Origin of the sequence: uncultured Fibrella sp. (assembly GCF_964250085.1) — a bacterium.
GTDB lineage: Bacteria > Bacteroidota > Bacteroidia > Cytophagales > Spirosomataceae > Fibrella.
Genome location: NZ_CAXUEC010000007.1, coordinates 204840 through 217095, shown reverse-complemented (window position 1 = coordinate 217095; position 12256 = coordinate 204840). Strand labels below are relative to the sequence as shown.

General features: G+C 52.6%; 11 protein-coding genes. 4 read left to right on the top strand and 7 right to left on the bottom strand.

From position 1 onward, the window contains the following. Positions 1 to 6 precede the first annotated feature (6 nt). The 4 genes from ACFE8Q_RS20950 to ACFE8Q_RS20935 form a co-directional block, all read right to left on the bottom strand. Complete coding sequence (locus tag ACFE8Q_RS20950; protein ID WP_375447391.1) at positions 7 to 411, bottom strand: putative toxin-antitoxin system toxin component, PIN family; 405 nt, start codon at positions 409 to 411, stop codon at positions 7 to 9. A 2-nt stretch (positions 412 to 413) separates the two neighbouring features. Next, positions 414 to 635, bottom strand: a complete 222-nt coding sequence (locus tag ACFE8Q_RS20945) for a hypothetical protein (RefSeq protein WP_375447390.1) — start codon at positions 633 to 635, stop codon at positions 414 to 416. A gap of 436 nt (positions 636 to 1071) precedes the next feature. After that, positions 1072 to 1512: a GNAT family N-acetyltransferase gene (locus ACFE8Q_RS20940; RefSeq protein WP_375447389.1), complete on the bottom strand. Its 441-nt coding sequence runs from the start codon at positions 1510 to 1512 to the stop codon at positions 1072 to 1074. 21 nt (positions 1513 to 1533) lie between these two features. Then, the gene (locus ACFE8Q_RS20935; protein WP_375447388.1) at positions 1534 to 2496 is read right to left on the bottom strand and encodes a hypothetical protein; all 963 of its coding nucleotides are present in this window, start codon (positions 2494 to 2496) and stop codon (positions 1534 to 1536) included. 521 nt (positions 2497 to 3017) lie between these two features. On the opposite strand from ACFE8Q_RS20935, the gene ACFE8Q_RS20930 reads away from it, so the two are divergent. After that, positions 3018 to 4319 carry an anthranilate phosphoribosyltransferase gene (locus ACFE8Q_RS20930; RefSeq protein ID WP_375447387.1) on the top strand — a complete coding sequence of 434 codons (1302 nt, stop codon included), beginning with the start codon at positions 3018 to 3020 and terminating at the stop codon, positions 4317 to 4319. A 59-nt stretch (positions 4320 to 4378) separates the two neighbouring features. Here ACFE8Q_RS20930 and ACFE8Q_RS20925 read toward each other — a convergent pair whose 3' ends face one another. Then, entirely contained in the window at positions 4379 to 6436 is a 2058-nt protein-coding gene (locus ACFE8Q_RS20925; RefSeq protein ID WP_375447386.1) for a LysM peptidoglycan-binding domain-containing protein, read from the bottom strand. Between the two features lie 401 nt (positions 6437 to 6837). On the opposite strand from ACFE8Q_RS20925, the gene ACFE8Q_RS20920 reads away from it, so the two are divergent. Together ACFE8Q_RS20920 and ACFE8Q_RS20915 are read left to right on the top strand one after the other, a co-directional pair. Continuing rightward, positions 6838 to 7833, top strand: a complete 996-nt coding sequence (locus ACFE8Q_RS20920; RefSeq protein WP_375447385.1) for a phosphotransferase — start codon at positions 6838 to 6840, stop codon at positions 7831 to 7833. Positions 7834 to 7838: 5 nt separating this feature from the next. Further along, on the top strand, positions 7839 to 8885 hold the full coding sequence (locus ACFE8Q_RS20915; protein ID WP_375447384.1) for a nucleoside hydrolase: 1047 nt from the start codon (positions 7839 to 7841) through the stop codon (positions 8883 to 8885). 77 nt (positions 8886 to 8962) lie between these two features. On the opposite strand, the gene ACFE8Q_RS20910 is transcribed toward ACFE8Q_RS20915, so the two are convergent. Next, positions 8963 to 10633 (bottom strand): hypothetical protein, encoded by a 1671-nt coding sequence (locus tag ACFE8Q_RS20910; protein WP_375447383.1) that lies wholly within the window; start codon positions 10631 to 10633, stop codon positions 8963 to 8965. Continuing rightward, positions 10630 to 11406, bottom strand: coding sequence for an ABC transporter ATP-binding protein (locus tag ACFE8Q_RS20905; protein WP_375447382.1), 777 nt, complete (start codon positions 11404 to 11406; stop codon positions 10630 to 10632). Before ACFE8Q_RS20905 ends, ACFE8Q_RS20910 begins: the two co-directional genes overlap by 4 nt. A 90-nt stretch (positions 11407 to 11496) precedes the next feature. Here ACFE8Q_RS20905 and gldD point away from each other — a divergent pair, with 90 nt between their 5' ends. After that, complete coding sequence (gldD, locus tag ACFE8Q_RS20900) at positions 11497 to 12207, top strand: gliding motility lipoprotein GldD (protein ID WP_375447381.1); 711 nt, start codon at positions 11497 to 11499, stop codon at positions 12205 to 12207. The last annotated feature ends 49 nt before the right edge of the window (positions 12208 to 12256 follow it).

Here is a 12256-nt window from a genome sequence, read left to right as displayed (position 1 = left end):
TACTGATTAATTGATCAGAGTAAGAAATTCTTGCAGTGAAAGAACCGACACCTTAGGCATATCGATACCTTTAAGTACGGCAAAATGAGAATCGTTGGTGATGATGTAATCAGCTCCGGCAGCTACTGCAACGTCGACAAACTTATCGTCGTCGTGATCGCTTTCTATCAGTTGCCATTTAAAATAGGCTTCCTGAAATAGCGTGTTAGGTGCTACCGTTAAGATGGTTAGCACGAGATCGGCTGTCTTCTTTGAGTACTTGTCGGCCAGTTTTTCTGCATATTCTGTCAGTATTTCGTTACTAACAACCCAGACGAACCGCTCAGCTAGAAAGCCATTATAGAGTGCATAATAGGGGCTACGTGGCGGAATAGAGGCCAACAGGCAATTTGTATCAATGACGACTATCATCGTTAAGACAAGTCGTTAAGCATAGCCGTAAAATCGTCGTCAGTGTAGCCTTTTTGCTGACTAACCTGCTCTGTCTCAGTCCTTAATTGAGTTGCATAATAGTCTACCAGAACTCGTCTGAGATCAAGTAATTGATCATCAGTCATGCCTCTATCAAACAAACGGAGCAGACTGACTTGCAAAGCATTTAGTTTTCCTGCGGGAGTGACTGCAGTCGATTCCATACTTATGTGGTTATTCCTACTACAACGAAGAATGAACAAAATCTAGTTCTTTGTTACTGCCTTGGCAACAACGTCCCTGGATAGTAACGCCTGAAGCCATCGCTGACCCCACCAGGTTTTACCATACGTTATTCGTTCGGCCATTTAAGCAGGTCTACTGATTAATTGATCAGAGTAAGAAATTCTTGCAGTGGATCAAGCGTCACTTCGGGTAAATCTATACTCGTCAAAACAGCGAAATGTGTACCATTTGTCACTGAATAATCGATTATGTCTGCTAAAGCAACGTCAACGAACTTGTTCAATTCGACGTCTTGGTCGTTGTGACTATTTCCAATCGATTACCAGAAAGTCATACGTTACCGAGTACAACAAGAAACGAACAAAATCTGGTTCTATGAGATTGAGCAAACATTCCCAAACAACGTACCTGAACTCATACATCCCAACTGTAATACTTGTGTGCGTCGTCGAGGGTAAAGCCTGCGCGAGGGTATAACGCGTTGCCGATCTGGTTCGTTTTGGCCGTTTCGAGCATAAGACCGCAGGCGTCGGTTTGGTAGCAAAGCTGCTTGGCGGCTTCGATCAAACCGAGCGAATGGCCCTGCCCCCGATACCCGGCGTCTACAAACAGATCATTCAGGAGCCAGAGGCGTTTCAGGCGGGTCGATGAGAAAAGGGGGTACAGTTGCATGAAGCCCACTAACGTATCTGGAACCAGTTCGGCCACAAAAATCACCGATTCGTTACGGGCCATCCGGTCGGCCAGAAACTGGCGACCTTCTGACAACGCAGCCGGTTTTTCGTAGAAGATGCGGTAGGCGTTGAATAACTGGGCCAACGCATCGAGGTCGGCCGGTGTAGCAGGGCGGATCATTTAATCAGATCGGTAAGTCAGTCAGGACAAAGCGGCAGTTCCACCATCGATCCAGAGTGCAAGTTGGGTTGCTTCTCGCCGAATACCATACGGACCCTGCACCATAACTGGCTCACTTAATGTCAGCAGCACGTTTGGTCCGGTTAAAAGGGCCACGTTTAGCACACCATCACGCCGAACCGGTTTTTCGTCGATGCGCTCGATCTGCCCGATCTGATCGCGGCTAATAACGGCCAGCCAGCGAATCCCCAAACGCAGATGGAACGCATTGGCTGTTAGGTAGGAGGGGCGTTTAAGCGTAGCAACAACATCGGCAACCAACAGCAGCAGGCTGTACGCACCGGCCATCGTCAACCAGAACGCCACATCATGGTTCCAGCGTGCTACCAGCAAGTGCATACTTACGAGTTCGATCAGACAGACCGCTCCGAGCGCAACAGTCAGGGCAATCTGTCCTGAGTCGCGGTGAGTGGTAAGCGCAGTTGCGTCTGCGGGTACGTCTGCCCGTAACCACCAGCCACCGATGGCATAGCTGATGATCTGCCATTCGCCCAGAATGATACTCGCCGTCCGCTGACCAAAAACAACGGCAAACGACTCTAGAAGGGCCTTGTCGGCGGTGGTTGTGGGGCGGAGTTTCAGGTACGTTAGCCGAATGATCCTGATTCTGACTACCGCTATGGCAAGGGCACCGGCTTCTGCCAGGGCAAACAGAAATGGGCCATTCAGGAATGCTGGAAGGGTATTGGTCGGTAGTAAAAGCAGGCCAACCCGAACCATAAGTAACACTACTACCACCGTGCGCATGGGTGACCAGCCATTGGGACTGGCAAGAAATCCGTAAAACAGGACCGACGTGATACCACACAGATCGAACAGGACAGCCAACGAAAAAAGAGTTGGTGCCCGTGTAAAGGCGGTCGACCGAATAACCATCATTTCTGCCCCCACCAGAAGTAGAAGTGTACTAAAAAAGAAGAGCATGCGCCTAAGCGGCAGAATAGTCATTGTGAACCCGGAATCGGTTGTTTTAAATGCCCGGTTGCCTACATTTGACCTGGTTTAAGGCAGAAAATTACTTAAGCCTGTTGCCCTGTCGGACCCGCCAGTTCGCAGGGTTTTTTTGTTTCTGAACTGAAAATCCGCTGCCGTATCGACTTGTTCCAACACGAAAAATGACCCGTATGGTAACAATCGAACGGCTATTTTTTCTTGTAAAAGTTATATCGAGACGGTTCTCTGCTTTAGCTTTCAATTGTGCAATGTACTGAGTAAACAGGCTTCATAATTCGTGCTCTTAATTTTCTGAGTTCCCTGGAAATGCATTACTTTGTAGTTCTTAAAAATAGGTAGTTTGTCGGAATGGCCAAAACTTATGCGTCATAAATGGCAAAAAGTTAGTTAATAATTGGCTTTTCTGCTTAGATGCAGTTTTTTATTGTGTCTTGGACATTCTTTAGCACCCCTATCCACGTTATCTTGTTTTAATACAATTTGAGTTTATCATGACCACTACCGAATCGATTGATATAATACCAGGTGAAACGCCACTGGGGCGCGCTATCAAACTGATCGGTATTGGTAAGTACGGCAGTAAACCAATGCCTGCCGAGTTGATTGACGAATGCCGCGCCAGCCTCTTATCGGGCATGGCCCATCCATTGCAGGTAGGTGCTTTTATTGGCGCGCTACTGACAAAAGGACTCACCGAAGAAGAACGAACGCTGGAAACCTGCTTCGGACGTGACGCCTTTTCGCACCCCACCTTTCTGGTCAATAAACTATGTCCCGAACTTCCGGTCAACCTACTACCCATTGCCACCAAGCTCCTGCGTGGGCAGCACCTACAGGTGAGCGAAGCCCGGCAACTGGGCGATTACCTGTTTGGGGAATTTGCGGCTGGTCAGGACTGTGAAACGTTTCGGGGTATGGCCGCCAGCATTATGCGGGTGCGCCACGAAACCAATGATGAATATCAGGGCCTCTATCAGGCCGTGATGGACACACTGGCTCCCCGCTTTCACGACGATGAACCTGTTGGCCCAACCCGCCCGATTGTGCAACTCGCCGAACCCTTCGATGGTGCCGAACACTCGTACCTGATTACGCCTATTCTGGCGCATTTTTTTCAGGAACGTGGCTACGGTGCCTTGTCGATGGTAGGGCGCACGCCGGGGCCGAAATACACGCTCAATGCGCATGATCTGTACATGCACATGAATTGTGAGTTTGTGCTCAGTCAGACTGAATTCACGAAAGTGCCGCCCAATGTATACGGGTGGGTACTGGATCAGAAGGCCCTCTCGCCCGCGCTGCACCGCTGGGTCGACCGGCGGCGGGTGCTGCTGAAACGGCCGTTTCTATCAACGCTCGAAAAAGTGCTGAACCCCGCCCGTGCCCAGATTCTGGTGACGTCGGTCTTTCATATCACCTACCAGATGAAGATGGCCGAACTGGCCCTGATGGCTGGTTTCGACGCGGCTATTGTGTTGAAACGCGGTCTGGAAGGGTCATTGGCCCCGTCGACGGCACGGGCTACCGGCGTGCTGTGTGCGGTCCGTACGCCGGAGAACCATCTGTTTTACCAGCATTTCGACGGTGACCGGCCTGCTTTTGCCTCTTTCAAAACAGAGATTGACATAGACGTACCCGACCCGCAGGCCGCTGAAAACGCCCGGCTAGTGAAGACGTACCTGGCTCAGCAACAGACGGGTAACGATGATTTCGACAACCGGGTACGTTTTGCTTTGGCCCTGTACGGCCGCGGCCTCGATTGGATCGAAGGGCAGTTGTCAATGATCAATTAACAATGATCAACCCTTCTTCCGGGCGTCAGCTACATGCTGGCGAAAATACTATAGATTGGTTATTTCCTGATAAGCAGGCGCTGGCCGACTTCGATGGTGTAGCTGGTCAGGTTGTTCCAGCGCATCACGTTCTGTACGCTGACCTTATTGATCAGGGCAACCCGGTAGACCGTCTGACCCCGTTGTACTACGTGGTAGTATGAATTTCCGTTGACTTTCGGCGTTTCGATACGTACCTGATTGACCAGCCGTTCGGGGCGTGCCTTGGCTGGCGGTGTGGCGGGGCGGTCCACATCAACCATCGATTCGGTATTCTCCCGTGTCCGGGCAGGCGTGGCAGGCTTTACCCTCGTGGTTGGAGCCACTGGTTTTCTGGTCACGGCCGTAGACGTTGAGGTGATGGGAGCAGGTTTGGGCGCTTCGGCAGCGGTTACGGCTACAGGGTCTGTCAGGTCGGGCTGGATTGGAGCCGTAACTGGCGGTTGCGCTGGTTTTGCGCCCGACGGCTTGCCCACAATCAGGCGTTGGCCCGCTACGAGCGGCTTACGGTACGACAAATTATTCCAGGTCATCAGATCAGACAGGGGCAGGTTGTATCGCTGCGCCACGCCCGAATGAGTGTCACCTGTTTTCACGGTGTAATACAGGAATGGCGGCACCGTCTCCGCTGAGGCAGACATACTGGCGGGGCTGCTGCCCTCCACAACTCGGGTGGCGGTTGAATCGGTTGTTGAATCGGCGGCCAGGCGCGGGTTTGGCAGGGTTGGGCTATCAATAACCGATTCTTCATTTTCGCGGGTCAACTTACGTTGTGCCACCGTGGGCTCGGGCTGAGGGGGGGGCTCGGGAAGCACCTGGTACTCGGCAGGTACGTTGTTGGGTCGCTTTTCACGAAGCCACAAAATTCGTCCCGGCTGTAGGCGCTGATTGGCCTCCAGGTGGTTGTATTTCAGCAGGTACTTCATCCGAATACCGTAGGTCGTTGACACCTCACGCAGCGTTTGGCCGGCCTGCATCACGTGGAACGGGATTTTGGCCTTACGGGCTTTCGGTTCTAGGTAATAAATTTCGCCCGGTCGAACCAGATCGCGGTCGGTTAAGTCATTGATATCCAGAAACGATTTCACCGACATTTCGCCGTAATAAGCCAGGGTGATCAGGTTATCGCATGGCTGCGCCTGAATGCCTTTCAGGTCGTTAATCTCATAGAACTGGGCCGAGGCGCGGGTGAGTGGGTCTTTTGAGGTGGTGGCGGGCAACTTGCGCAATACGGGGAAACCTACATCGCGGCGCGATCCCGGTTGCGATGGCTGGCCCAACTGCACAGTCGAGTTTACCTGTCCCCGCACAGTCAGGTATTCGGTAGACGTGAGCCGAATCAGAACCGGATACACCTTATCGGTCGGAATGACCCGAACGCGCAGCCATTCATTGAATGGCACAAATCGGGGTTGTTCAATGCCCAGTTCACGCGCAATGGCGGCCAGCGATTTACCCCGTCCCTGCCGGTAATCGTATAACAGAAAAGGGTTTGCGTTGGGCCGCAGTAGGGGAATTTCGTACTCGAAAACAATTTTGCGCGCGAGTGTAACCCAAACTAGGGCCGGACTATCGGCGGTGAGTTGAACCTGATCGTTGGAAAGTGTCGCATCGACGGGGTCATTCGCGCGCTGGCCTGCAGCAAAATTGAGCAACACCCGCACCCAGTTTGGGTACGTCTTGTGCAAGGCGGCCAGTTCGGTCAGTACGGCTTCTGAAGAGGAAGCTATGTTGAGCCGTTCATCAATGCTGTTATCGACCCGCAGATCGAGCCGACTGGCTTTGCGGGCGTCTAAGCCCCAATACGCACCATTGGATGAAGGAGTAGGCAGGCAGGCGTACCGAAAATCGGCGGGGATCGAGCGTTCCTCCAGCATTGGCCCCAGTACCGATTCAACAAGTTGCAATTGTTCGATGGTATTTCTCAACGCCACCCGATCGGCATACAGGCTATTTATTTCTTCCTGAAGCCGTTGTTGATCCTGTGCGTTTAAGTAAATAGCGGCACCGCCAACATTTATTTCTGATGGAATTGTGGGTAAACGCTGAGCGAATGCCGATGCAGCTAGCAGGCACAAGCAACCAAATAGTATATGACGGGCAATAATTGACAGCACAGATTTTCCTGTTGAAACGGAGTAAGGGATAGACCGAACTAGTAGCCGATTGTCCCTTGAAAAGTAAGCAATTTTCACAATGTTACCGAATGATAACATATGTGCACTGTAAGTGACATATCCAATAGTCATGCCTCCTCTATGTATAGATAGAGGATATATTTGCCATATAGACCAAATAGGCAAGACGTTTGATTCGTAAATGGTTCAAACATCTATCCTGAGACACTGGCCGTAGGTAGTTTAATTAAGCTGTTCTTAAAAAACGACGACAACCGAATACATTTGCCCGATAAGTTGATCGGGCGTTGGCAAGCCGTTGACGGGTCTGTATTCTTGTAGTACGAATCAACTGGGCACATATGCATTTAGACGAGAAAGACCCCGAGGGGTTACAAATATACCTGGCCCGCAACGGGTGGATCGCTGACGACGAGCCGCTTATCAGCCTGGGTAAGCCCGGCGAAGGGAATATGAATTATACGCTTCGGGTGCGTACGCCAAACCGGTCGCTCATTGTAAAACAGGCGCGCGGTTATGTAGAAAAATACCCCTCTATTGCTGCGCCGACCGAACGGGCCATTATGGAAGGGCTTTTCTACCGCGAAATCGCCCAAAACCCTGAACTCCATAGGTACATGCCTGACTTGCTGGGCATCGACGAAGGAGAGAACCTGCTGGTGTTGGAAGATTTGGGCGACGCATCGGATTTCTCTACCTGCTACCAACCCGGTCAGGCGATTGCGGCCGACGAAATCAAGACCCTAATTACGTATCTGTCAGTCTTGCACAATCAGTTTCTTACTGACCGGGCCAATCCTGCCTTTGCCAACCGGGCCATGCGTGCGCTGAACCATGAGCATATCTTTATTTATCCGTTTTTGGTAGATAACGGTGTCAACCTGGATGGCGTGCAGGCAGGTTTGCAGGCGCTGGCAATGTCCTATAAAAACCCGGCACTGGCCGAGGCAGCCCGGCAATTGGGGCAACGCTACCTGGCCGACCAGCCTGGTGTGCCAGGTACGTTGCTTCACGGTGATTATTACCCCGGAAGCTGGCTGCGAACAGACTCAGGCGTGAAAGTGATCGACCCGGAGTTTTGCTTTTACGGGCCTGCCGAATTTGATCTGGGTGTGATGCTGGCACACCTGCACCTGGCCCAACAACCCGAATGGGTGCATCAGCAGGTACTGGCCGGGTACGTTCGCCACGGTGGTTTTGATGAACAGTTACTCCGTCGATTCACCGGAATCGAACTGTTGCGACGGCTTATTGGGCTGGCTCAACTGCCCCTGTCGCTTTCGCTCGACGAAAAATCTCAGTTACTACAGCTAGCCACAACACTGGTGATTGGCTGAACCCTATGAAAAACAACAAACAACGGAGCTGTCTGCTGGCTATGTCTATGCTGGGTACGTTGCTGGCACTGTCATTGACTGCACGGGCTCAGGTGACCATTGGAACCAATCAGAAGCCCGTTCAGCAGGTGACGAAAGCCGTGGCGCAACCCCGCCGAATCTGGGTGGATACCGACATCATGGTTGGCCTGCCCGACAAACGAGGTGCCCGCGAGGTAGATGATGCCATTACCCTTATGATGGCCCTGCGCCATGCCGATAAGGTGCAACTGGTTGGTATCAGTACCGTTACCTACGCCGATTATGGCTATAACGTGACGCAGAAACTGCTGAACTGGTATAATAAAACGGGTCGGAAGATTCCGGTTTATCGCGGGTCCGATACGCTGCGGGACATTGGCCGGGAAACCGACGCCAGCCGCGCCATGGCGGCGGCCTTGCGGCGGGAACGCCTGTCAATTCTGGCCATTGGCCCGATGACCAACGTGGCAACGGTACTCAGGAATCACCCGGAACTGGCCAGGCAGATCGAAGAAGTGGTGGTGTGTGCTGGCCGGACGCCCGGTTTACCCTTCCGCCCTGGCCTGGAGCAGGTAACGGTTGGCGACTATAACTTCGAGATGGACCCGGAGGCGTTTCGGGTGCTTTTCAACTCGGGCGTGAAGGTTGTCTTGTCGGGCTACGAATGCAGCGTCTACACCTTCCTGGGTCGAACCGATCTGGCGTTTCTGGCGCAGGGTTCCGAAGGAGACAGATGGCTAAGCAAAACGATTCGGCCGTGGCAACTGCTCAACAAGAACGCGTTTGGCGTCGATGGCTTCGTGCCCTGGGATACTACTCCGCTTGGCTACCTGACTCATTCTGCTTATTTCAAGTACCACGAAGCCATTCCGGTGCGCATCAACACACGGGACGATGATACGGGCGGGACCGGGAAAAAGCCTTTTCTAGAGGTGTCGTATGAGTATAAGGACACTCCCTGGCGAGCTACCTACGCGTATAAAACCCTACCCGGTTTCGAGGAAATCGTGATTGAAAGCTTGAAGAAGTAAGCAAGGCCAGAGAGTTTTGGGGTTGGGGCGAGGGAAGTAGTCACGCGAAAGCAACACTCCTTGCCCCCGGCCCTAAGCTAGTTCTCCACCTCATGCCATTGCGTGGCCCGGTATGACCTGAACAAGACAAAGACAACGCCTGACATAACGGGCAACGCAACCCAACGGCCGTAGGGAACGTAGGTGAGTCCCCAGTGCGCCGCGCCGATGAGCCCGATAATAAACATACTCAGAAAGCTGCGCGAAGTGGTGCTGTTCCGGACAATATCCTGGGCCATCGAAAAGGGCAGGTGGCGCTTGCTGATGAGGGCGGTCACCAGGAGCATCACCAGCGAATTGACGAAGGCCAGAAAGATGTCAGGCAGGCTGGCAATGCCTTTCAGATACAGTACATAGCTGGCCAGTAGTATAAAGTAAGGTATCATGAGCTTGACAACCAGTGCTTTCAGGCCACCCGCCAGGAGCAGTCCCGGCTGACTCATGGGCGACGATTCAAAAATCCAGGCGGCTTTGTAATTGTCTGATACGCCAATCTGGAGCAGGGCAGTCATGATGTAGATGCCACCAAAGTAAAGGATGAATAAAAATAAACTGCTGCCATTATCCACGCTCGACCGGTGGTTCAGGCTCATGATAACGGCATAGGCCAGGCCAAAGCCCAGCCCCGGGTAGGTACGTAGCTTGAACTTCCGGTCGCGGCCCGTAATGAACCACACAAACGTAAATCCGGCCTCTTCGAGCGGACTGCTGGTCAGCCAGGTAGCCATTCTATTTGCCAACGATGAGGTAACTGCCGGTGATTTCCCGGCGTCTGCAGGTTTATCAACGAGCCGTACCGACTCATCCTGGTCCAGGCCTGCCAGTTTGCCGCTGAAAGCGGGTGCCAGCAGACGGGTCATCACATAGATACCGGCAAAAGGAACGATCAGCGCCAGCCCGAACAGGATCAGATGTTGCGTGTCGACCTGCCGGTTAATGATCATGTCGATGCTGCCGGCGCTCCATAACGGTGGGATGGCATAGTGCCAGGGTTTCCAGACGAATGGCTGATAGCCCGACAGCGTGTCGGTGCCAATCAGGCGCGGTAACAACTGATACCCGCCGTAGAAACAGACCCCCATCCCTATCTGAACATAGTTGATTACTTCGCGTAGCCGCTCGGTGTTCACGAATTGCATGAGCAGAAGATAGATGACGTTGGTCAGGAAAACGGCCAGTATGGCCATCAGCAGACAGAGAAAAAGCGACAGGATACCCGCCACGGCCCCAAACCGATACCCAATCACGACCACGCCCAGCACACCCACCGCCAGCGCAATGGTGAACAGGTAGCTGACAATATGCACAACGCGGGCCGTGAGCATGGTTCGGCTATCGACGGGCCGGAAGAGCATGATCTGATTGTCGGATGAATCGAGCACAACTGATGAAAAATCGCTGATGAGCGACATGGTGCAGACAATAAGGACGTACCCAAAGAATAACGTGGCTGGTTTTACGATACCTATGGCCGGGGTAAAACCAAGAAGGAAAGCGAACATCAGGCCGAAGAGGGCATACAATGCCAGTGAAGCCCAGTACGAGTTGTTGGTCTCATTGGTCTTTTTCCACTGGTTAAACGCAACCGGCCGACGGTTATCAAGCTGGAGCTTGACGGTCAGGATAGCGCGCAACTGGGTATAGTTGACACCGAGCAGCCGCCACAAAAAGGCCAGCCGATCAGTGATTAGCAGCGTAGGAGGGGTCATTGGTTCAGCGTGTAGATAAACTCTTCGGCGGTGGTGTTGTGGCTGTCGGAACCGGTTAGCTGACCAAATAGCTGTTCGAGTGAACTGCCAGCTTCGCGTTGCGCCTGTAGCTCCGTAAACGATCCGTCGGCAATGATGTCGCCGGCATTGATGATGATAATCCGGTCCGAAATTTTCTCGACCACGTCCATAATGTGCGAACTGTAGAAGACCGTTTTACCCGAGTCGGCCAGTTGGCGGATAATTTGTTTCACCAGCACCACGGCGTTGGCGTCGAGGCCGGATAGCGGTTCGTCGAGAAAAACCAGATCGGGGTTATGCAGCAGGCCGGAGATGAGCAACACTTTTTGGCGCATTCCTTTCGAGAAGGTGGTCATGCGGTCGTTGGCCTGGTGTTCAAGGCTGAACAGCCGAAGGAGTTCGAGGGCTTTTTTCTCAACGGTTGCGGGGTCCAGTTCGTAAAGCTGACCCACGAAAGTGAGGTATTCCATGGGCGTCAGCAGGTCATATAGGGCGGCGTTCTCGGGTACGTACCCAATGCGCCGTTTTATGTCAATTGCCTGTGTGCGCAGGTCCAGCCCCAACACCGATACCTCGCCCTGAAAATTGGGTAGCAGGCCAATCAGCGTTTTGATGGTTGTCGATTTACCCGCGCCGTTTGGCCCAATGTAGCCCACCACCTGCCCCGGGGCAACGCTAAGATTGATTCCTTTCAAAATCTGCGTCTGCCCATAGTATTGGGTCAGGTTATGGGTGTCGATGACGGATGTCATAGCGATAAAGTCGTTTTTGATCAGTACGGAAAGATACGGCAGCGTGCGCAGGTACGTTGCCTTTATTCTGACAATTGGTTACCGCAGGCGATGATAGGCTATTCCCTGATTGCTGATGGATGTACCTCGCTGATTGTGACGAAAGAATGCTACTATTCTTCGCTCGATAACAACGAACTACCCCTTGTGTACGTTAGTCAGAACATGATACCACGCCGCCTCTGCGCCAGTCTTTTCGTGCTGGCTACGTTCACGCTTGCCGCCTGTAACTCATCGGATCAGCCCAACTACGTACCTAAGCCCAAGGGTTACCCGCGTATCGACCTTCCTGCGCCGAAATACGTGGCCAGTCCGGCGGGGCATCCGTATACATTTGAGGTCAATAGTATTACCCGCGTGTTGCCCGATACGTTCAAACGGGCCGAACCGCACTGGATTTACGTGTATTACCCGACGCTGAAAGCGACCGTTCAGATCACCTACAAGCCTGTGCTCAATGATGTGGAGCGGTTGCGTGGTTTGCTGGCGGATGCGTATAAACTGACGGCCAAACATAACGTAAAAGCATCGTTGATCGAGCAGCAGCAGGTACGTCTAAAAAACGGTCTGACCGCCAGTCTGATCACGCTCGAAGGGGAAGTGCCCAGCCAGTTTCAGTTTGTGACCACCGACAGTACGCGACATTTCCTGCGGGGGGCGCTCTACTTCGATACCGCCACCGCCAACGATTCGCTGGCCCCCGTTATTAAGTACGTTCGCGCTGATATGATGCAGATGCTGAATACATTGACGTGGAAGTAATAAGCTTAAGTTGACACACAGAGGAACAGAGAACACAGAGTTGCATTTT